The following is a 20,395-nucleotide window of genomic DNA, read 5'->3' as shown; positions in this document are numbered from 1 at the left end:
TAACCCCAACTCTACGGTCTGGAGCCAGATCCGCATGTGCGGCATCGTCGGTCTCGTCGCGCACGAGCCAGCAAATCAACTCGTCTACGACTCGCTCCTCCTGTTGCAGCACCGAGGGCAGGACAGCACCGGCATCGCGACCGCCGAGGGCGGCATCTTCCACGTGCACAAGACCAAGGGGCAGGTGCGCGAGGGCTTCCGCACCCGCGACATGCGCGCCCTGCTCGGCAACATGGGCCTCGGTCACGTGCGGTACGCCACCAAGGGCGCGGCCAGCAACGAGCAAGAGGCGCAGCCGTTCTACGTGAACGCGCCCTACGGCATCGTGCTGATCCACAACGGCAACCTGACGAACACCCGCGAGCTCACCAGCGAGCTCTTCCACGTCGACCGTCGCCACCTCAACACGAACAGCGACACCGAGCTCCTGGTCAACGTGCTGGCGCACGAGCTGCAAGAGCAGGTCAACGGCAGCGAGCTCGACCCCGAGCAGATCTTCGCCGCGGTCTCCCGCGTGCACGACCGGGTGCAGGGCTCCTACGCGGCGATCGCCATGATCGCGGGCCACGGCCTGCTGGCCTTCCGCGACCCCTTCGGCATCCGCCCGCTGGTCCTGGGCCGCCGTCTCGCCGCCGACGGCGTCCGCGAAGAGTGGATCACCGCCTCCGAGTCGCTCGTCCTCGAGTCGGGCGGCTACGAGATCGTCCGCGACGTCGCCCCCGGCGAGGCCGTCTTCATCTCGCTCGACGGCCAGATGGTGTCGAAGCAGTGCCACGCCAGTCCGCGCCTCATCCCCTGCTCGTTCGAGTACGTCTACCTGGCCCGCCCCGACTCGATCATGAACGGCATCTCGGTCTACGACGCCCGCCTGCGCCTCGGCAACCGGTTGGCCGACACGATCGCCGCGCACTCGCCGATCGGCGACATCGACGTGGTCATGCCGATCCCCGACTCGTCACGCCCCGCGGCCATGCAGGTCGCCCAGAAGCTCGGCATCGAGTACCGCGAGGGCTTCTACAAGAACCGTTACGTGGGCCGCACCTTCATCATGCCGGGGCAGGCCGAGCGCAAGCGGTCGGTGCGCCAGAAGCTCAACGCGATGTCGAGCGAGTTCAAGGGCAAGAACATCCTGATCGTCGACGACTCGATCGTCCGCGGGACGACCTCGCGCGAGATCGTCGAGATGGCCCGCGCCGCCGGAGCGAACAAGGTGACGTTCACCTCGGCCGCTCCCCCGGTCCGGTTCCCCCACGTCTACGGCATCAACATGCCGTCGCGGCACGAGCTGGTCGCCCACGACCGCAAGATCCCCGAGATCGCCCGCGAACTGGGTGCCGACCACCTCATCTACCAAGAGGTCGCCGACATGCAGGCCGCCATCACCGAGGGCAGCGACGTCACCGAGCTCGAGATGAGCTGCTTCACGGGCGAGTACGTCACCGGCACCGTCAGCCCCGAGTACCTCGCCTGGGTCGAGGCCAACCAACTCAGCTGAGTCGCGCCGCCGTCGCCACCCGCACCTCGCCCCTGCTTCCACCCGCCGGGGGAGGTGCCGTGTCGGCAGGCGTCCCTAGGCTGGGGGCCATGAGCGACGTCGGCATGCCCCGCCCCGAACCGACCGCGACGCCCCCGGCGTCCGCCCTGCAGATCACCGGTCTGCGCAAGGCGTTCGGCGACAAGGTCGCCGTCGACGGAATCGACCTGACCGTGCCGACGGGCTCGTTCTTCGGCCTCGTCGGCCCGAACGGCGCCGGCAAGACGACCACGCTCTCGATGGCGACCGGTCTGCTGCGTCCCGACTCGGGCAGCATCGCGGTCCTGGGCGTCGACGTCTGGTCCGACCCGACGCACGCCAAGTCGCTCGTGGGCGTGCTGAGCGACGGCATCTCGCTGTTCGACCGCCTCACCGGCGAGCAGCTCGTCACGTACCACGGCCTGCTCAACGGCATGAGCCGCGAGACGACGGCCCAGCGGGTCGGTGACCTGCTCGACCTGCTCGACCTGCGCTCGGCCGGCGGCACGCTCGTCGTCGACTACTCCGCGGGCATGACCAAGAAGGTGGCGCTCGCCTGCGCGCTCGTCCATGCCCCGCGCCTCCTCGTCCTCGACGAGCCGTTCGAGTCGGTCGACCCGATCTCGGCCGCCAACATCCGCGACATCCTGCACGGATACACGCAGAACGGCGGCACGGTCATCGTGTCGAGCCACTCGATGGACCTCGTCCAGCGCATGTGCGACCACGTCGCCGTCATCGCGGCCGGGCGCGTGCTCGCGGCCGGCACGACCGACGACGTGCGCGCCGGCTCCACCCTCGAAGACCGCTTCGTCGAACTCGTCGGCGGCCGTCAGCACAACGAGGGGCCGTCGTGGTTGCGCACCTCCTGAGCCTGCGCTGGCGGGTGCTGCTGAACGGCTTCAAGCGCAGCACCTGGCAGATCGTCGCGGCCGTCATCGGCGGGCTCTACGGCCTCGGCGTGCTCGCCGCCGTCGTGGTCGGCCTCGTCGCACTCTCGTTCGCGCCCGAGCGCTGGGCCTGGACGGCCGGCGTGCTCGGCGGGTCCCTCGCCGTCGTCGGCTGGATCGTCGTGCCCTTCGTCGCCCGGGGCTACGACCAGACCCTCAGCGTCTCGAAGCTGCGCCCGTTCCCCCTGCCCGCCGACAGGCTCCTCGTCGCCCTGTTCGTCACCGGGTTGCTGGGCATCCCGGGCATCGTCACGCTCGTCGCCGCCCTCGCGACGACCTTCAGCTGGCTGCACCACCCTCTCTCGGCCGTCCTCGCGCCGTTCTGCGGGGTGCTCGGCGTCTTCGTCTGCGTCGCGGCGTCCCGCGCGGTCGAGACCGCCACCAGCGCGCTAGGTGCCAAACGTCGCTACCGCGAGTTGATGAGCGTCGCGATCTTCGTGCCCCTCATCCTGGCCGGGCCGCTGATCGGCCTGGTCGGCCAGGGGATCAGTTCCGTCGGCGACGACCTGCCCCGTGTCGCTCACGCCCTGTCGTGGAGCCCGCTCGGCGCCGCCTGGTCGATCCCCGGCGACGTCGCCCTCGGCCGACCGGGCGAGGCAGCCCTCAAGGCCCTCATCGCCCTGGTCACCCTGGGGGTGCTCCTCCTGCTCTGGCGACGTGGACTGGCGACGGCGCTCGTGGCTCCCCCGGCCGTCACGGCCACCGCGGCGTCCAAGGGCCTCGGGCCCTTCGCCCGGTTCCCCGCGACGCCGACCGGTGCGGTCGCCGCCCGGACGGCCGTCTACTGGCTGCGCGACCCGCGGTACGGCGGGTCGCTGATCGTCGTCCCGCTGATGCCGGTCCTGGCGATCTTCCTGTCGTTCTCCCTCGAGACGACCTGGCCGCTGTACGCCATCGGTCCGGCCGTGGCCGCGCTCCTCGCCATCACGCTGGCCGCCGACGTCTCGTACGACGGCACGGCCTTCGCCGCACACCTGTCGACCGGCTTGGCGGGTGCGGCCGACCGCGCAGGTCGCGTCCTCACTCTCTCGCTGTTCGCGGTGCCCTCCGTCGTGCTCGCCACGCTCGTCCCCCTGGCCGTGGTGGGCCGATTCGACGTGGCCCCGGCCCTGCTCGGCATCGGCCTGGGGCTGCTGCTCACCGGGTTCGGCGTGTCGAGCGTGGCCTCGGCGCTGTACCTGATGCCCGTCCCGGCGGCGGGCGAGAGCCCCTTCAAGTCACCGCCCGGGGCCAACGTCACCTCGACCCTCGGGCTCTACGCCTCGTGGGCGATCGTCTTCGTGCTGTCGCTGCCCGAGCTCGTGCTCGGAGTCGTGGCGCTGGTCCAGGGCTCGGTGATCCTCGGGCTCGCGACGCTCGTCGTCGGCGTCGTCCTGGGTCTCGTGCTGACGATCATCGGCATCCGACGCGGCGGCCGCCTCCTCGACGCCCGCGGCCCCGAGCTGCTCACCAGGTTGCGGCGGGCTCGCGGGGCCTGACCCGGGCCGTCAGCCGGGCACGCGGCAGGTAGGCGGGGCCTGGCGCGGCTCGGTGAGGCCTGGCGAGGCTCGGCGAGGCCTGGCTCGGCTCGGCGAGGCCTGGCTCGGATCGGCTCGGCGAGGCGAGGCGAGGTCAGTCGCGGTCGTGTTCGCCGTCGGTGACCTGGCGGGGCGCCGTGTCGACCTCGTCGTCGATCGGCATCTCGAGCCGTTCGCGTTCGACCTGGACCCGCTTCGCCCCACGGCTGGTCACCTGCTCGGCGACGATGGCCACGACGCAACCGACGGCCCCGCCGATGGTGAGCCCCCAGAGCGAGATGTACCCGTAGGTCTGCGCGACGCCCTCGCCCGAGTCGAACGGGAAGAGCGAGGTGACGATCAGCGACACGACCACGCCGAGCGCCGCACCCATGATCAAGAACACGGGCACCTTGGGTGCCCGACGCACGGTGACCTCGTCGCGTTCGACGATCGACTCCGCTGCGCGATCGGCCGAGGGCTCGACGACGGGCTCGGGTCGCTGCTGGTCGTCGGGTGCGTTCGTCACCCGCCCATCATCCCAGAGGAGGCCGACCACCGCCGCCGCCCCTCTCGACGTCGAGCAGGGCCCCTCGAGGAGCGACCACGGCGGAGGCACCGCCGAGGAGGCGCGGGTCAGCCCCGCTGCCAGGCGATCGGCACGTAGCCGGTCAGGTCCGCCCTGCTGCCGGAGGCCGACACGAGGGCCCCGGCCCGCGCCTCCTGCCAGCTGAGATCGCCGGTGGCGAGTCGCACGAAGGTGGCGGCGTCGGTCTCGACGACGTTCGGCGGCGTGCCCCGCGTGTGACTGAGTCCTTCGCGGAACTGCACCGCGCCGAACGGTGGGACGCGCACCTCGACCGTCGCACCGGGTTCGCCGTCGGCGAGCACCTGCAGCAACCAACGGACGGCCATGGCGGTCACCGGCCGTGGCGCGGTCTCGTCGGCGGCGAGCGCCGCCCGCACCTCGCCCACCGCGGCCGATCCCGCCGCGTCCTCGATCCGTGCCCTGGCCATGCGCCCACGCTACCCGCGCCTCCTCGTCTCGCCCCGGCCCGGCCCACCCGCGCCAGCCCTCCCCGGCCCGGCCCGGATGACGGACTCGGCATCGCCGCACGCCCTCGGTAGGCTGTGGCGCGTGCGAATCCTCGTCCTCGGTTCCGGTGCTCGCGAGCACGCCATCATCACCGCCCTGCTGCGCGAAGACGCGGGCCACGAGATCACCGCGGCCCCCGGCAACGCGGGCATCGCCGACCAGGTCGGCATCGTGCACCTCGACCCGTCGAACGGCGCGGTCGTCACCGAGTACGCCCTCGAGAACGACGTCGAGCTGGTCGTCGTCGGGCCCGAGGCACCGCTCGTCGCCGGTGTCGCCGACGCCCTCCGCACCCGGGGCATCCCGGTCTTCGGGCCGGGCAAGAAGGCCGCGGCGCTCGAGGGCAGCAAGACCTTCGCGAAACGCATCATGGACGAAGCCGGCGTACCGACCGGGCGGGCCACGCGCGTGGGCACCCTCGACGAGGCCCTCGGCGTGCTCGACGACTTCGGCTCCCCGTACGTCGTCAAGGCCGACGGGCTGGCGGCCGGCAAGGGCGTCCTCGTCACCGACGACCGCGACGCGGCGGTCGAGCACACCACCTACTGGCTGCAACACGGGCCCGTCCTCGTCGAGGAGTTCCTCGAGGGTCCCGAGGTCTCCCTGTTCTTCCTCAGCGACGGCCACACGGTCGTGCCGCTCAGCCCCGCGCAGGACTACAAGCGTCTGCTCGACGGCGATGCCGGTCCCAACACGGGCGGCATGGGTGCCTACTCGCCGCTGCCCTGGCTCGCCGACCGCTTCGGCAGCGAGAAGGACTTCGTCGACGAGGTGCTCGACGCCATCGCCACCCCGACGGTGCGGCAGCTCGAGTCCGAGGGAACGCCGTTCATCGGTCTCCTCTACGCCGGGCTCATCCTGACCGAGCGGGGCGTGCGCGTCATCGAGTTCAACGCCCGGTTCGGCGACCCCGAGACGCAGGTCGTCCTGCCCCGTCTGGTCACGCCGCTCAGCGGGCTGCTGCTCGCCGCGGCGACCGGATCGCTGGGCAACCACGAGTCGCCGCGGTTCTCGTCCGACGTCGCGGTGACCGTGGTCCTCGCGAGCGAGGGCTACCCCGAAGGCGCCGTGAGCGGTCGCCCGCTGCGGGGTCTCGACGACGCGACCGCCGTCGCCGGGGTCCACGTCGCGCACGCCGCGACGGCTCGACTCGACGACCAGCTCATCGCCACCGGAGGGCGCGTGCTCAGCGTCGTCGCCGAGGGGGCCGACTTCACCGAGGCCCGGGGTCGCGTCTACGACGCCCTCTCCCGCATCGAGCTCGAGGGCGGCCAGTACCGCCACGACATCGCCGAGCGGGTCGCCCGATGACCGCCCCCGACGGCACGACGCCCTCCGCCTCCGGCCTCGACGCCGCCCCTCGCCACCTCGACGGGTGGACGCCGGTGTACTCGGGCAAGGTGCGCGACCTCTACGTCCCGGCACCGGTCGCCGGCTCGGTCGGCGACGCCGCCACCCTCGCCGACACCGAGTACGTGCTCGTCGTCGCGAGCGATCGGGTCAGCGCCTTCGACCACGTGCTCGAGCCCGGCATCCCGGGCAAGGGAGCACTGCTCACGCAGCTCAGCCTCTGGTGGTTCGCCCAGCTCACCACCGTGCCCAACCACCTGGTCGACCCGACCACCGCCTCCGTCTCGTTGCCCGCGCAGGTCCGGGACCGCGCCATGCTCGTGAAGCCGCTCGACATGTTCCCCGTCGAGTGCGTCGTCCGCGGGTACCTGGTCGGCAGCGGCTGGGCCGAGTACCGCGAGCACGGCACCGTCTGCGGCATCCCGCTGCCCGAGGGGCTGTCGAACGGCGACCGGTTGCCCGAACCGATCTACACCCCGGCGTACAAGGCTCCGCTCGGCGAGCACGACGAGAACATCTCGTTCGAGCGCACCGTCGAACTCGTGGGGGCCGGGACCGCGGCGGCCCTGCGCGACCGGTCGCTCGAGATCTACCGCCTGGCGTCGGACGTGGCCGAGGCCCGGGGGGTCGTCCTCGCCGACACGAAGTTCGAGTTCGGCGCCGACCGGGCCACGGGCGAGATCACCCTGGGCGACGAGGTCCTCACGAGCGACAGCAGTCGCTTCTGGGACGCCGAGGTCGACGCCTCGGGCGACCGCACCCAGAGCTTCGACAAGCAGATCGTCCGCGACTGGCTCTCCGCGCACTGGGACGGCACGGGCGAGGCCCCCGCCCTGCCCGACGACATCGTCGCCCGCACCTCCGCCCGCTACCGCGAGCTGATCGAGCGCCTGACCGCCCGCTGACCCGGGCCCCACGCCCCGGGGCCAACCCCCCGGGCCGCATCCCGGGTCCTGACCCGGGCTCCACACCGCGTTTCGTGCACGGCACCGCGTCGAGATCCGGTGCCGTGCACGGAACGCGGTGCGCCGTCGGTCGGGAATGCCCGGCCCGAGCGGCCGGTTCCTGTCGATGACACGTCACCGACCCGGTGACCACCCGACCAGACCGAGGGCCCCCATGACCGACACCTCCGCGACCGACGCGACGCGCGCCTCCTCGTCCGACCTGCTCGCCGCCGACACCGGCATGGGAGCCGTCACCCTGCGGGTCGCCGACCTCGACGCGATGACCGCGTACTACCGCGACGCGGTCACCCTCACGGTGCTGACCGCCGAGCCGGACGTGGGCCGCGTGGTGCTCGGTCGAGGGGCGACCCCGATCGTCATCCTCGAGCACGCTCCCGAGCTGAAACACGCCGGGCCGCGTGACGCCGGCCTCTTCCACACGGCGATCCTGTTCGAGACCGAGGCCGACCTCGCCGCCGCCGTCTACAGCGTCGCGACCCGTCACCCCGGCACGTTCACCGGCAGTGCGGACCACCTCGTCAGCAAGGCGTTCTACTTCACCGATCCCGAGGGCAACGGCATCGAGCTCTACTGGGACCGCAGCCGCAGCGAGTGGTCCTGGACCCACGGCCAGGTCGACATGGCCACCCTCGCCCTCGACCCGAACGCGTTCGTGCAGCAGAACGTCACCGAGGAGGCGCTGGCCGGCTCGGCATCCCGTCCCGCCACGGTCGGCCACGTCCACCTGAGCGTGGGCGACGTCGAGTCGGCCCACCGGTTCTACGTCGAGCAGCTCGGCTTCGAGACGACGACGCGCTTCGGGCCGCAGGCACTGTTCGTCAGCGCGGGCGGCTACCACCACCACATGGCGATGAACACCTGGAACAGCGCCGGCGCCGGGCGCCGTCAGCTGGCGCTGGGCCTCGGCCTGGTGCGCATCGAGGTGCCGACGGCCGACGACCTGGGCGCCCTCGGCGAGCGCCTCGGGCACCACGGCGTCACCACCCGCGACGACGGGCGTGTGCTCGGGTTCGACGATCCCTGGTCGAACCAGCTCCAGGTGACCGTCCGACCGCAGTCGGCCTAGCCCTCGGTCGCAGGCTCCCTCGGCGCTGGCGTCGCAGAGCCGCTGGCGCGGCTCCCTCGGCGACGCCGATGGCTACGGTGGTGAGCATGCCTGCAGCCGACTCCCCCACCTTCTCCACGACCCCCGAGGGCGACCTCACGCTCGACGACCACGAGGCCGTCGCGGCGATGCTCGCCCGGGCCTTCCCGAGCTACGACCACTGGTACGCCGGGGCCCGCAGCTGGGCGGGCATGCAACCCGAGCTGCGGGTCGTCGCGCGTCAGGGCGACGTCGTGGTCGCGCACGCCGGTCTGCGACGTCAGTTCGTCACCGTCGGCGACGCCGACCTGCTCGTCACCGCGGTGGGCATGGTCGCGGTCTCACCGGCCGTCCAGGGCACCGGCCTCGGGGGCGAGCTGTTGCGCCGGGTGGACGCGGCGCTGACGTCGCTCGACAGCGGCTTCGGCGTGCTCGAGACCGGGGACGACGTCCAGGGCTTCTACCGACGCGGCGGGTGGCTGCCGCTCGACGGCCTCACGGCGCACTACACGGCGTTCAGCGCCGACGGCGCCGGCGTGCTGGTCACCCAGGACCACGGCTGGCTGCTCCGGGAGGGCACGCGCACCCTCGCCGACTGGCCGCAGGGCGAGCTGCACTGGAACGGCCAGATGGTCTGACCCGCGCGGCACCCCAGACCGCGCGAAGCCCGGAGACGCCGAGGAGGCGCGGTGACCGACGAACGGTCACCGCGCCTCCTGCGGTCTGTCGCGACTCGCGGCTACGCCGGGACGCCGACCTCGGCCGGGTCCTCGTTCGAACCGGGAGCCTCGGGCTCGACGCCCTTGCGGACGCGCAGGCCCAGGGTGGGGTCGACGTTGGTCCAGTACTCGTAGACCCGCTCGCGCAGGGCGGGCTGGGTGACCTTCGAGACGTGGCCCACGATGTTCTGCACCAGGCGGTCGCGCTCCTCGTCGTCGAGCACCTCGCGGACGAGCGTGCCGGCCTGGCCGAAGTCGTCGTCCTCGGGGTGCAACGTCACGGACGAGCGGACGAGCTCGCCGTCGCTCTCCCAGCCACCGGTGTCACCGGCGGCCTGCGGGTCCGCCGCGGGACCGCCGACCGAGTTCGGTGCGTAGACCGGCGCCGTCGCCTCGCTGAAGTGGTACCGCGCGGCACCGTCCTTCGAGTACGAGTGCACCTCGGTCTTGGGCGTGTTCACCGGCAGCTGCTGGTGGTTGACGCCGATGCGGTAGCGGTGGGCGTCCGCGTAGCTGAAGATGCGGGCGAGCAGCATCTTGTCGGGGCTGGTCGCGATGCCGGGGACGAAGTTCGACGGGGCGAACGCGGCCTGCTCGATCTGCGCGAAGTAGTTCTCGGGGTTGCGGTTCAGCGTCATGGTGCCGACCTCGATGAGCGGGTAGTCCGCGTGCGGCCACACCTTCGTCAGGTCGAACGGGTTGAAGCGGTACGTGGCCGCCTCGTCGTAGGGCATGACCTGCACCGACAGCGTCCAGGTGGGGAAGTCGCCGCGGTCGATGGCCTCGGAGAGGTCGCGGATGTGGAAGTCGGCGTCCTCTCCCGCGATGCGGTCGGCGTCGTCCTGCGTGAGGATCTTGTTGCCCTGGTTCGTCTTGAAGTGGTACTTGACCCAGAAGCGCTCGCCCTCGGCGTTGATCCACTGGTAGGTGTGCGAACCGAAGCCGTCCATGTTGCGCCACGAGGCGGGGAGGCCGCGGTCGCCCATCAGCCAGGTGACCTGGTGCGCCGACTCGGGCGAGAGCGTCCAGAAGTCCCACTGCATGTCGTGGTCGCGCAGGTGCGAGCCGGGCAGGCGCTTCTGCGAGTGGATGAAGTCGGGGAACTTGATGCCGTCGCGGATGAAGAAGACGGGCGTGTTGTTGCCCACGAGGTCGTAGTTGCCCTCGCTCGTGTAGAACTTCAGCGCGAAGCCACGGGGGTCGCGCCACGTGTCGGGGCTGCCCTGTTCTCCGGCGACGGTCGAGAAGCGGGCGAGCATCTCGGTCTCGACGCCGGGCTGGAAGAGCGCGGCGCGGGTGTAGCGCGAGACGTCGGCCGTCGTGACGAACGTGCCGAAGGCGCCGCCGCCCTTGGCGTGGACGATGCGCTCGGGCACCTTCTCGCGGTTGAAGTTGGCGAGCTTCTCGACCAGCTTGTGGTCGTGCAGGACGATCGGGCCGTCGGCGCCGACCGACTGCGAGAACTCGTCGCTGGCGGCGGGGGCGCCGTTGTCGGTGGTGGTGATCTTCTTGGCGTCGGTCATGTGTCCTCTTTCGTTCGTGGTTCGTCGTCGTGTGAGATCAGGGGGGCGGGCCGATCAGACCGCCGGGACGGCCGCGTCCACGCGGTCGGACGAGGAGGCGCGGGTCGGCTCGTCGCCCTCCGCACCCTCGGACTCGGCCGCCCGACAGGCCGGGCACAGGCCCCAGAAGGTCACCTCGGCGGTCTGCACGAGGTACCCCGAGTCGTGCGAGGGGGTGAGGCAGGGGGCGTGGCCGACGACGCAGTCCACGTCGGCGACCGAGCCGCACACCCCGCAGACCACGTGGTGATGGTTGTCGCCCGTCCTCAGCTCGTAGAGCGCTGCCGAGCCCGCGGGTTCGATGCGACGCACCAGCCCGGCACCGGTCAGCGCGTTGAGGACGCCGTAGACCGCCTGCACCGACGTGCCGGGCAGGTCGAGGGCGACCCGGGCGAAGACCTGCTCGGCGGCCGCGTGGGGCGACGGCTCGAGGGCGCGCAACACGGCGAGCCGGGGCTCGGTCACGCGCAACCCGGCGGAGCGCAGTGCCTCGCGGGGGTCGTCGGTCGGATGGGTCATGCCTCAAGTGAACCACTCTTTTGATCAGATCAAAACAATCCGGGCCACCTCGGAGGACGTTCCCTGGTTCGGACGCGCCGCACCTGTGGACAACCACACCCGAGCGGCCACGGGTCGCTACCGTCGTCGACATGAGCACCGCCGCCACGACACCGCCGTCCGTCGTCGTCCCCCCGGGCCGCGACCTCGTGGTGGATCTCGCCCGCGTCTTCTGCGTCCTGCTGGTCGTCGCGATCCACGTGATGATGGTCGGTGTCGCCGTCGACGCGACGGGCGCCGTCGTGGCGAACCGTCCCCTGCAAGAGCAGTCCTGGTTCCCGCTCTCGACGTGGACCGGGCAGATCATGCCGCTCTTCTTCGTGGTGGGCGGGTTCGCCAGCGCCACGGCCTGGGCCGGGGCACGGCGCCGCGGCGCCGACGCCGGCGACTTCGTCCGCGGTCGCCTCCTGCGCCTCGCCCGGCCCGCGAGCGCGGTCTTCGTCGTCCTCGCGATCGCCCTCGCCGTCGCGACCCTGCTCGGTGCCGATCCCGAACTGCTCGACGTCGTGGCGACCGGTGTGGGCTCCCCGTTCTGGTTCCTCGCCGCCTACGGCATCACGCAGCTGCTCGTGCCGGTGATGGCCCGGCTGCACACGACCCGCCCGTGGGCGACGCTGTTCGTCCTGGTGGTCGCCGCGGTCCTGGTCGACGCGGTGCGGTACGGCACCGGCGTCACGGCCGTCGGCCTCCTCAACCTCGCCTTCGTGTGGCTCTTCGTGCAGCAGCTCGGCTTCGCCTACGCCGACGGGCTGTTCCGTCGGACCCCTCGGGCCGTGCTGCTCGTCGTCGCCGTCGTGGCGTACGCCTCGCTGGTCCCGCTGACGACGGCCGGGCCGTGGTCGGACGACATGCTGAGCAACCTCAACCCGCCGACGGTGCCGCTCATGGTGCTCGGGGTGGCGCAGATCTGCGTCCTGTCGCTCGTGCACCCCGCCCTGGCGCGTCTCATGTCCACGTCGGCGGCCCGCGCCGTCGTGTTCGCCGTCGGCAGCCGCGGCATGACCATCTACCTCTGGCACCTCCCGCTGTTGATCGCCGTGCTCGGGGTCCTCTTGGCCGTGGGCGGGCCGCTCCCCCAACCCTCGACCGCCACCTGGTGGTGGACGCGCCTCCCGATCTGGGCCCTCGTCATCGGGCTGACCTGCCTGGTCTCGCTGGCGACCGCCCGGTTCGAGCTGCCGCCGCGAGCGTTCGCCGAGGGGCGGCGCCGCGCCTCCTGGTGGTCGATCGGGGTGGCGGCGGTGCTCGCCATCGGGCCGCCGTTCGACGTGATGCACGAGGGCCTCGACCTGCGCAACGCGATCGCGGGCGCGATCTGCCTGCCCCTGGCCGTCTGGCTGCTCGGCCGGTCGCGCCCCGACGTCGACCCGGAGTCCGCCCTGAGGGCCGCCGACAGACCCGCGGACGCAGCCCACACGGGGTAGACGCCCGGCCGACGGGGGGCTCGGCCGGGCGTCCGGCGGTCTCGGAGCGGATCAGGAACCCCGGGACCGGACGCGGAACAGAAGGCCCGATCACGAGGCCCGCGCTCTGTCCGCTGAGAACACTCTGCGGCGCGAACCAATGATCCGGCTGACAGGTGGCCCGCATTCCGCTGACCATCGCCGCGACGGCCGATGCCTCCACGACAACGGCACCACCAGGAGGCGCGCGCGGCTGCCGTAGACTCGTCGCGTCCACCCGTTGACGCCTCTGCAGGAGTAAACCAGTGCCCACAATCGTCGTCGAGGTCATGCCCAAGGCTGAACTGCTCGACCCCCAGGGCAAGGCCGTCGCCGGTGCCCTCTCCCGTCTCGGCAAAGGGGCGTTCACCGACGTCCGCATCGGCAAGCGCTTCGAGGTCACGGTCGAGGGCGAGGTGACCGACGCCGTCCTCGCGGACGTCCGCGAGCTCGCCGACGACATGTTCTCGAACTCGGTCATCGAGGACGTCGTCTCGATCACCGTCGCCGACGCTCCCGCCGCCCTCTGATGCGCGTCGGCGTCGTCACCTTCCCAGGCTCCCTCGACGACCGTGACGCGCAGCGCGCGGTCCGACTCGCGGGCGGCGAGCCCGTCGCCCTCTGGCACGGCGACCACGACCTGAAGGGCGTCGAGGCGATCATCCTGCCCGGCGGCTTCAGCTACGGCGACTACCTGCGTGCCGGCGCGATCGCCTCCTTCTCGCCGATCATGGCCGACGTGGTCGACGCCGCGAACGCGGGAATGCCCGTCCTCGGCATCTGCAACGGCTTCCAGATGCTCGCCGAGGCCCGCCTGATCCCGGGGGCGCACACCCGCAACGCGCACCAGCAGTTCATCCGCCGCGACCAGCGTCTCGTCGTCGAGAACGCCCGCACCGACTGGACGAACGGCTTCACCGAGGGGCAAGAGATCACCATCCCCCTCAAGAACGCGGACGGGCGCTTCATCGCCGACGCCGAGACCATCAAGCGCATCGAGGGCGAGGGGCAGGTCGCCTTCCGCTACGTCGGCGTGAACCCGAACGGGTCGATGGACGACATCGCCGGCGTCACCAATGCGCGCGGCAACGTCGTCGGCCTCATGCCGCACCCCGAGCACGCCGTCGAAGAGGGCTTCGGCCCCGACACCCCCGCCGCGATGTCGAGCGGCGTCGACGGCCTGACCTTCTTCACGTCCGTTCTCGAGAGGGCCCTCGCCAAGTGACCGACCAGACCGACCGCGCCCCGCACGACGCCGAGATGATCGACGTCCGCCCCGAGGGCCACGTGCCCGACACCGTGGCGAACGCCGCGGCGACGCCCGATCGCGAGCAGCCCTACGGCGCCCTCGGCCTGAAGGCCGACGAGTACGCGAAGATCCGCGAGATCCTGGGGCGTCGCCCCACGAGCGGTGAGCTCGCCATGTACTCGGTCATGTGGAGCGAGCACTGCTCCTACAAGTCGAGCAAGATCTACCTCCGGCAGTTCGGCCAGAAGGTCTCGCCCGCCATGAAGAAGAACCTCATGGTCGGCATGGGCGAGAACGCCGGAGTGGTCGACGTGGGGGGCGGCTGGGCCGTCACCTTCAAGGTCGAGTCGCACAACCACCCGAGCTACATCGAGCCGTTCCAGGGGGCGGCCACCGGCGTGGGCGGCATCGTCCGCGACATCATCTCGATGGGTGCCCGCCCCGTCGCGGTCATGGACCAGCTGCGCTTCGGCGACATCGACGCGGCGGACACGGCCCGCGTGGTCGACGGCGTCGTCGGTGGCATCAGCTTCTACGCCAACTGCCTCGGCCTGCCCAACATCGGCGGCGAGACCTACTTCGACGCCGTCTACCAGGGCAACCCCCTGGTCAACGCACTGGCCGTGGGCGTCCTGCGCCACGAAGACCTCCACCTGGCCAACGCCCGGGGCGTCGGCAACAAGGTGGTCCTGTTCGGTGCGCGCACCGGCGGTGACGGCATCGGCGGCGCCTCCATCCTCGCCTCCGACACGTTCTCGTCCGGCGGGCCCACCAAGCGTCCTGCCGTCCAGGTCGGCGACCCGTTCGCCGAGAAGGTGCTCATCGAGTGCTGCCTCGAGCTGTTCCGCGACGAACTGGTCGAGGGCATCCAAGACCTCGGGGCAGCCGGCATCAGCTGCGCCACGTCCGAGCTCGCCTCGAACGGCGACGGCGGAATGTTCATCGAACTCGACAACGTCCTGCTGCGCGACCCGTCGCTCACCGCCGAAGAGATCCTGATGAGCGAGAGCCAAGAACGCATGATGGCCGTCGTGCGTCCCGAGAAGCTCGACGCGTTCCTCGCGGTCGTGGCGAAATGGGACGTCGAGACGAGCGTGCTCGGCGAGGTCACCGACACCGGCCGTCTCGTCATCAACTGGCACGGCGAAGAGATCGTCAACGTCGAGCCCCGCACGGTCGCCGTCGACGGCCCGGTGTACGAGCGTCCCGTCGCCTACCCCACGTGGATCGACGCCCTGCAGGCCGACAGCGCCTCGTCGCTGCCCCGCCCCACGGGCAACGCCGTCCTGCGCGAGCAGTTCCTCGAACTGCTCGGCTCGCCCAACCTGGCCGACAAGAGCTGGGTCACGAACCAGTACGACACCTACGTGCTGGGCAACACCGCGCTCAGCTTCCCCGACGACGGAGGCATGATCCGCGTCGACGAAGAGACCGGTCTCGGCTTCGCGATCGCGACCGACGCCAACGGGCGCTACTGCCAGCTCGACCCCAAGCAGGGCGCACGCCTCGCCCTGGCCGAGGCGTACCGCAACGTCGCTGTCACGGGTGCCGTGCCCGCCGCCGTCACCGACTGCCTCAACTTCGGCAGTCCCGAGGACCCCGAGGTCATGTGGCAGTTCTCGCAGGCCGTCGAGGGCCTGGCCGACGGCTGCCTCGAGCTCGAGATCCCCGTCACGGGCGGCAACGTGTCGTTCTACAACCAGACCGGCACGCGTCCGATCCACCCCACTCCCGTGGTGGGCGTCCTCGGTGTGATCGACGACGTCGCCAAACGCATCCCGTCCGGCTGGCAGGACGAGGGCGACAACATCTACCTGCTCGGCACCACGGCGCTCGAGCTCGACGGATCGGCCTGGGCCGGCGTGGTCCACGACCACCTCGGCGGTCGACCGCCGGCGGTCGACCTCGCGGCCGAGGCGCAGCTCGCGCAGCTCCTGCACGCCGGTGGCGACCAGTCGTTGATCGCGGCGGCCCACGACCTGAGCGACGGCGGCCTGGCACAGGCGTTGGCCGAGGCCGTGCTGCGCTTCGGAGTCGGTGCTCGCGTCTGGCTGGGTGAGATCATCGAGCGGGACGGCATCGACGTCGCGACCGCGCTCTTCAGCGAGTCGACCGGTCGCGTGATCGTCTCGGTGCCCCGCGAGGACGACGTCCGCTTCCGCGGCCTCTGCGAGGGCCGTGGCTACCCGGTGGCCCGCATCGGCGTGACCGACGGCGAGTCGGGGTCGCTCGAGGTACAGGACGTCTTCACGGTGTCCATCGACGAGCTGCGCAGCACCCACCGTGGCACTCTGCCGGCCCGCTTCGGAGCCACCATCGGCGACTAGTCACCAACCTGCATGGCACCGGAGGCCCTCACCACAGGTGAGGGCCTCCGGTGTCTTGCGAGGCAAGCCCTGAGTCTCGGATAATTCGCATGTAAAATGTCTCATGTGCAGACCCCGATCCTGTCCCCTGAGGCACCCCTCCGCGATCTCGAACACTTCTCGGGCATCCAGAGCCTCCGGTTCGTGGCGGCCCTCCTGGTGGTCGTCACCCACACCGTGTTCTACGCCCACGAACGACTCGACCCCTCGTTCCGCCCGTGGAGCTACGGATCGGTCGGGGTGGACGTCTTCTTCGCGATCAGTGGGTTCGTCATGATGCACACCGTCCGTCGCCTCGAGGGCACGCCGCGAGCCTGGGCCATCTTCGCGCGTCGCCGACTCGATCGCATCGTCCCGCTCTACTGGCTCGCGACGACCCTCAAGGTGCTGACGTTGGTACTCGTCCCTTCGGCCGTGCTGCACGCCACCCTCGAGCCGGCCAACACGCTCGGGTCGTACTTCTTCATCCCGACCCGCAACGCCGAAGGCAACATCGAACCCGTCCTCGGCGTCGGCTGGACCCTCGTCTTCGAGTGTGCGTTCTACGCCCTCGTGGCCCTGTGCCTGGCCCTCAGACTCAGAGTCCTGCCCACCGTCGGAGCGGTGCTCGTCACCTGCTCGGCGCTGTGGTGGGCCTTCGACGCCGCACGCCCGGCATGGGCGGTCTATTTCGACCCCATCGTCCTGTTCTTCCTCATCGGCATGGTGATCGCCGAGCTGACGCGTCCCGCCCGCCGTGGCTGGTTGTGGGCCGTGCTCGCGGTCTCCCTGGTGGCCCTGGCGGTCGTGCTCGCCACGTCCGTCGGAGACGGGGGCTTCGGGCGCAACGCACCAGCCCGATTCGCGGGCGTCACGGCTGTCGTGGCGGCGACGGTGCTGGCCGAAGGTCCCCTTCGCCGCGTGACGCCGACCTGGGTGCTCACCGGCGGTGCCGCGTCGTACGCGCTCTACCTGTTCCACCCCTTGGTGGCCCCGGCCGTGCCCGAGCTCTTCGCGCGCCTGGGTTGGATCGACGGCTGGCTGTCGGTCGCCGTGTCGGTTCCACTCCTGGTGGCTTTGTCGTTCGTCATCCACCGTCGCGTCGAGCGCCCCATCGCCAGGGTTCTCGCCCGACGAGGACGCGGCCCACGGCGCCCACTCGGCTCCGAGTCAGAAGAGCCCCAACCGGCCTAGCTGCTGGCGCCCGACCGCGCACCGACGACTCGCCCCCGAGGCGCGAAGCGGGGACGATCGCGTTCGGCGAAGCCGAACACGCCGCCGGAGGCGGCGAGACAGGCACGAACAGCAATTCCCCCGGGCCGCAAGGCCAGGGGGAATCAAATTGCTGGGGTACCTGGACTCGAACCAAGAACAACTGAACCAGAATCAGTCGTGTTGCCAATTACACCATACCCCAATGATGACAACCGTCAGGTCTGCATCACTGTCGGCCCATCATCTGGACCGACGTCTACTGTACAGCATCTGCCAGGTGTTCGAGGCCACCGATGAGGTCCCGGTTGATCACGGCAGCGACACGGGCGCCGTCGCCGGCGGCAACGATGAGTTGCTGGGGGCCGGGCGCGGTGCTCTCGCCGGCGGCGTACAGCCCGGGAACCGACGTGCGACCATGGTCGTCCACGACGAGCAGTCCGTCGCCGTCCAGGTCGGCCCCCGTCGCCGAGACGTAGTCCAGCGCAGCCGACCACTCCGGGCGGACGAAGCCACCGGCCCGAGGCACGACCGTGCCGTCCTCGAGCACGACGCCACGCATGCCGTCACGATCGCCGTCGATGCTCATGACGCGACGACGATCCACGGTGATCCCCCGGGCGGCCAACGCAGCCTCGTCCGCCGAGGTCACCACGTCCGAACCGTGCGTGAAGACGATGAGGTCGTCGGTCCACTGCGAGAGCAACAGGGCGCGGTCGACGAGGTCGGGGTGCTCACCGATCAGGGCGAGCGGCTGGTCACGCTTGTCGTACCCGTCGCACTCGATGCAGCTGTGGACGTACGTGCCGTAGAACGCTCGGAGTTGGGCGATCTCAGGCAGGGTCTCGCTCAGCCCCGTCGTCACCAGCACGGTCCCTGCCAGCGCGGACGACTCCTGCCCACGGAACGCGCACGAAATCTCGAACCCGCCGTCGACCGGGACGACGTTCGTCGCCAGGGTCTGCCGGTGTTCGGCCCCCTCGTACCCCAGGAACTCGTCGCGTCCGAGCTTGCGGAGCTCGAGCGGCGAGATGCCGTCGCGGGTGAGGTACCCGTGCGAGAGCAGCGTGGCGGAGTTCCGCGGCCGGTTGCTGTCGATCAGCACGACGCGTCGGCGGGCGCGGACGAGGTTGAGCGCGGCGCTCAACCCTGCGGGGCCGCCCCCGATGACAGCGACGTCGTAGCGCTCGGTCATGAGCGGTCGGCGAGAGCCGAGAGTCGGGCAAGGGTCGACTCGCGGCCGAGGATCTCCATCGACTCGAACAACGGCGGACTCACGCGACGCCCGGACAGCGCCACCCGCAACGGGCCGTAGGCCACGCGGGGCTTGAGGCCGAGTCCGTCGACGAGCGCCTCCTTGAGGACCGCCTGGATCGACTCGTGCGTCCAGTCGGCCAGGCCCTCGAGGGCAGCCAAGGAGGCGCGCAGCACCTCGGTGGACCGCTCGCCCAGCGAGGCCAGCGCGTCGTCCTCGTGGACCAGGTCTTCGTCGGCGACGAACAAGAAGCCGAGCATGCCACGAGCCTCGGACAGGAGGGTCATGCGTTCTTGGACGAGGGGCGCCGCCTGCACGAGCACGGCACGCTCGGCCTCCGTCGGCGGAACGCTGACGACCCCGTCGAGGTAGGGCAGCAGTCGCTCGGTGAAGTCCCCGACGGACAGCAGTCGGATGTGGTCGCCGTTGATCGACTCGGCCTTCTTCACGTCGAATCGCGCGGGGTTCGGGTTCACGTCGACGACGTCGAACGCCGCGACCATCTCGTCGATCGAGAACACGTCCCGATCGTGAGTCAAGGACCACCCCAGGAGCGCCAGGTAGTTGACGAGGCCCTCGGGGATGAAGCCGCGGTCTCGGTGATGGAACAGGTTGGACTCGGGATCGCGCTTCGAGAGCTTCTTGTTGCCGTCGCCCATGACATAGGGCAGATGGCCGAACCGAGGGACGAACGTGGTGATGCCGAGCTCGACCAGCGCCTCGTAGAGGGCGATCTGGCGGGGAGTGGACGAGAGGAGGTCCTCACCGCGCAGGACGTGGGTGATGCCCATCAGAGCATCGTCCAGCGGGTTCACGAAAGTGTAGAGAGGCACTCCGTTCGGTCGGACGACGACGAAGTCGCTGAACGATCCCGCCGGGAACGTGATCGCACCGCGGACGAGGTCGTCGAAGCTGAGGTCGCGGTCGGGCACTCGCAACCGGAGTGCCGGCTGACGCCCCTCGGCTCGGAACGCCGCACGTTGTGCGTCGCTCAGCTCACGCTCGAAGTTGTCGTAACCCTGCTTGGGGTCGCGACCGTTGGCGATGTTGCGAGCTTCGATCTCTTCACCCGTGGCGAAGCTCTCGTAGAGAAGCCCCCGCTCGAGCAGCTGATCGATGACCCCGCGATAGATGTCATGGCGCTGAGACTGACGGTAGGGGCCATGAGGCCCACCTGCGTCGATGCCCTCGTCCCAGTCGATGTTGAGCCAACGAAGCCCGTCGAGGATCTGCTCGTAACTCTCTTCGCTGTCTCGGGCCGCATCGGTGTCTTCGATGCGGAACACGAGCTTGCCACCCGTGTGCCGGGCGTAGGCCCAGTTGAAGAGGGCGGTGCGGATGAGGCCGACATGCGGCGTTCCGGTGGGCGAGGGGCAGAACCGCACGCGCACGTCGGTGCCGGTAGCGGTGGAGAAGGGAGCTGACATCGCTGACGATCTTACCGGGGTTGGTGGGTGGGTCAGCGTTAAACGCAGAAAGGCCCCTTCCGAAGAAGGGGCCTTTCTGGTGTTTCGTGTGCTGTTCGCACTAAAAGGAGTCCGGCGGTGTCCTACTCTCCCACAAGGTCCCCCTTGCAGTACCATCGGCGCTGAGAGT

At 70.5% G+C, this 20,395-nt stretch carries 18 protein-coding genes and 1 tRNA gene; 12 read left to right on the top strand and 7 right to left on the bottom strand.

The features are described from left to right. Positions 1-34 precede the first annotated feature (34 nt). The 3 genes from purF (at position 35) to EDF21_RS15730 (ending at position 3,941) form a co-directional block, all read left to right on the top strand. Entirely contained in the window at positions 35-1,495 is a 1,461-nt protein-coding gene (purF, locus tag EDF21_RS15740; protein ID WP_056049492.1) for an amidophosphoribosyltransferase, read from the top strand. Positions 1,496-1,584: 89 nt separating this feature from the next. Further along, positions 1,585-2,385: an ABC transporter ATP-binding protein gene (locus EDF21_RS15735; RefSeq protein ID WP_233568550.1), complete on the top strand. Its 801-nt coding sequence runs from the start codon at positions 1,585-1,587 to the stop codon at positions 2,383-2,385. After that, positions 2,367-3,941, top strand: coding sequence for a transporter (locus tag EDF21_RS15730; protein ID WP_123572023.1), 1,575 nt, complete (start codon positions 2,367-2,369; stop codon positions 3,939-3,941). Before EDF21_RS15735 ends, EDF21_RS15730 begins: the two co-directional genes overlap by 19 nt. A gap of 133 nt (positions 3,942-4,074) precedes the next feature. Here the strand turns inward: EDF21_RS15730 and EDF21_RS15725 are convergent, their stop codons facing one another. Then, complete coding sequence (locus EDF21_RS15725; RefSeq protein WP_148053729.1) at positions 4,075-4,488, bottom strand: hypothetical protein; 414 nt, start codon at positions 4,486-4,488, stop codon at positions 4,075-4,077. A 107-nt stretch (positions 4,489-4,595) separates the two neighbouring features. Continuing rightward, positions 4,596-4,976, bottom strand: a complete 381-nt coding sequence (locus EDF21_RS15720) for a sterol carrier family protein (protein ID WP_123572021.1) — start codon at positions 4,974-4,976, stop codon at positions 4,596-4,598. Between the two features lie 121 nt (positions 4,977-5,097). On the opposite strand from EDF21_RS15720, the gene purD reads away from it, so the two are divergent. The 4 genes from purD (at position 5,098) to EDF21_RS15700 (ending at position 9,095) form a co-directional block, all read left to right on the top strand. Continuing rightward, positions 5,098-6,366 (top strand): phosphoribosylamine--glycine ligase, encoded by a 1,269-nt coding sequence (gene purD / locus EDF21_RS15715; protein ID WP_123572020.1) that lies wholly within the window; start codon positions 5,098-5,100, stop codon positions 6,364-6,366. Continuing rightward, on the top strand, positions 6,363-7,310 hold the full coding sequence (locus EDF21_RS15710; RefSeq protein ID WP_123572019.1) for a phosphoribosylaminoimidazolesuccinocarboxamide synthase: 948 nt from the start codon (positions 6,363-6,365) through the stop codon (positions 7,308-7,310). Before purD ends, EDF21_RS15710 begins: the two co-directional genes overlap by 4 nt. A gap of 214 nt (positions 7,311-7,524) precedes the next feature. Continuing rightward, positions 7,525-8,439, top strand: a complete 915-nt coding sequence (locus EDF21_RS15705; RefSeq protein WP_233568549.1) for a VOC family protein — start codon at positions 7,525-7,527, stop codon at positions 8,437-8,439. Between the two features lie 86 nt (positions 8,440-8,525). Next, positions 8,526-9,095, top strand: a complete 570-nt coding sequence (locus tag EDF21_RS15700; protein ID WP_123572046.1) for a GNAT family N-acetyltransferase — start codon at positions 8,526-8,528, stop codon at positions 9,093-9,095. A gap of 101 nt (positions 9,096-9,196) precedes the next feature. On the opposite strand, the gene EDF21_RS15695 is transcribed toward EDF21_RS15700, so the two are convergent. Together EDF21_RS15695 and EDF21_RS15690 are read right to left on the bottom strand one after the other, a co-directional pair. Further along, entirely contained in the window at positions 9,197-10,699 is a 1,503-nt protein-coding gene (locus EDF21_RS15695) for a catalase (RefSeq protein ID WP_056049517.1), read from the bottom strand. Between the two features lie 54 nt (positions 10,700-10,753). Next, positions 10,754-11,257, bottom strand: coding sequence for a Fur family transcriptional regulator (locus EDF21_RS15690; protein ID WP_123572018.1), 504 nt, complete (start codon positions 11,255-11,257; stop codon positions 10,754-10,756). Between the two features lie 131 nt (positions 11,258-11,388). Here EDF21_RS15690 and EDF21_RS15685 point away from each other — a divergent pair, with 131 nt between their 5' ends. The 5 genes from EDF21_RS15685 (at position 11,389) to EDF21_RS15665 (ending at position 17,526) form a co-directional block, all read left to right on the top strand. After that, entirely contained in the window at positions 11,389-12,720 is a 1,332-nt protein-coding gene (locus EDF21_RS15685) for an acyltransferase (RefSeq protein WP_123572017.1), read from the top strand. A 284-nt stretch (positions 12,721-13,004) separates the two neighbouring features. Continuing rightward, the gene (gene purS / locus EDF21_RS15680; protein WP_043597439.1) at positions 13,005-13,268 is read left to right on the top strand and encodes a phosphoribosylformylglycinamidine synthase subunit PurS; all 264 of its coding nucleotides are present in this window, start codon (positions 13,005-13,007) and stop codon (positions 13,266-13,268) included. Beyond that, a complete protein-coding gene (purQ, locus tag EDF21_RS15675; RefSeq protein ID WP_054144901.1) occupies positions 13,268-13,963 on the top strand; it encodes a phosphoribosylformylglycinamidine synthase subunit PurQ in 696 nt (231 codons plus the stop codon). Before purS ends, purQ begins: the two co-directional genes overlap by 1 nt. Positions 13,964-13,998: 35 nt before the next feature. Further along, the gene (gene purL, locus EDF21_RS15670; protein WP_055978197.1) at positions 13,999-16,314 is read left to right on the top strand and encodes a phosphoribosylformylglycinamidine synthase subunit PurL; all 2,316 of its coding nucleotides are present in this window, start codon (positions 13,999-14,001) and stop codon (positions 16,312-16,314) included. A 105-nt stretch (positions 16,315-16,419) separates the two neighbouring features. After that, entirely contained in the window at positions 16,420-17,526 is a 1,107-nt protein-coding gene (locus tag EDF21_RS15665) for an acyltransferase (protein WP_158612942.1), read from the top strand. A 151-nt stretch (positions 17,527-17,677) separates the two neighbouring features. On the opposite strand, the gene EDF21_RS15660 is transcribed toward EDF21_RS15665, so the two are convergent. The 3 genes from EDF21_RS15660 to gltX all read right to left on the bottom strand — a co-directional run bounded on the left by EDF21_RS15660 (position 17,678) and on the right by gltX (position 20,226). Then, positions 17,678-17,749: transfer RNA gene (locus tag EDF21_RS15660), tRNA-Gln, on the bottom strand. A gap of 54 nt (positions 17,750-17,803) precedes the next feature. Further along, the gene (locus tag EDF21_RS15655; protein ID WP_055978131.1) at positions 17,804-18,739 is read right to left on the bottom strand and encodes an NAD(P)/FAD-dependent oxidoreductase; all 936 of its coding nucleotides are present in this window, start codon (positions 18,737-18,739) and stop codon (positions 17,804-17,806) included. Next, the gene (gltX, locus tag EDF21_RS15650; protein ID WP_123572015.1) at positions 18,736-20,226 is read right to left on the bottom strand and encodes a glutamate--tRNA ligase; all 1,491 of its coding nucleotides are present in this window, start codon (positions 20,224-20,226) and stop codon (positions 18,736-18,738) included. Before gltX ends, EDF21_RS15655 begins: the two co-directional genes overlap by 4 nt. Positions 20,227-20,395 lie beyond the last annotated feature (169 nt).

Source organism: Frigoribacterium sp. PhB118 (assembly GCF_003751725.1).
Taxonomy (GTDB): domain Bacteria; phylum Actinomycetota; class Actinomycetes; order Actinomycetales; family Microbacteriaceae; genus Frigoribacterium.
This window is presented reverse-complemented; position numbering and strand designations above follow the sequence as displayed.

Bases quoted from the DNA above. Each gene is read 5' to 3' on its own strand.
- EDF21_RS15685 (WP_123572017.1), top strand. From the start codon at position 11,389: ATGAGCACCGCCGCCACGACACCGCCGTCCGTCGTCGTCCCCCCGGGC.
- EDF21_RS15705 (WP_233568549.1), top strand. From the start codon at position 7,525: ATGACCGACACCTCCGCGACCGACGCGACGCGCGCCTCCTCGTCCGAC.
- purL (WP_055978197.1), top strand. From the start codon at position 13,999: ATGATCGACGTCCGCCCCGAGGGCCACGTGCCCGACACCGTGGCGAAC.
- EDF21_RS15710 (WP_123572019.1), top strand. From the start codon at position 6,363: ATGACCGCCCCCGACGGCACGACGCCCTCCGCCTCCGGCCTCGACGCC.
- EDF21_RS15695 (WP_056049517.1), bottom strand. From the start codon at position 10,699: ATGACCGACGCCAAGAAGATCACCACCACCGACAACGGCGCCCCCGCC.
- purF (WP_056049492.1), top strand. From the start codon at position 35: ATGTGCGGCATCGTCGGTCTCGTCGCGCACGAGCCAGCAAATCAACTC.
- EDF21_RS15655 (WP_055978131.1), bottom strand. From the start codon at position 18,739: ATGACCGAGCGCTACGACGTCGCTGTCATCGGGGGCGGCCCCGCAGGG.
- gltX (WP_123572015.1), bottom strand. From the start codon at position 20,226: ATGTCAGCTCCCTTCTCCACCGCTACCGGCACCGACGTGCGCGTGCGG.
- EDF21_RS15690 (WP_123572018.1), bottom strand. From the start codon at position 11,257: ATGACCCATCCGACCGACGACCCCCGCGAGGCACTGCGCTCCGCCGGG.
- EDF21_RS15735 (WP_233568550.1), top strand. From the start codon at position 1,585: ATGAGCGACGTCGGCATGCCCCGCCCCGAACCGACCGCGACGCCCCCG.
- EDF21_RS15700 (WP_123572046.1), top strand. From the start codon at position 8,526: ATGCCTGCAGCCGACTCCCCCACCTTCTCCACGACCCCCGAGGGCGAC.
- EDF21_RS15720 (WP_123572021.1), bottom strand. From the start codon at position 4,976: ATGGCCAGGGCACGGATCGAGGACGCGGCGGGATCGGCCGCGGTGGGC.
- purQ (WP_054144901.1), top strand. From the start codon at position 13,268: ATGCGCGTCGGCGTCGTCACCTTCCCAGGCTCCCTCGACGACCGTGAC.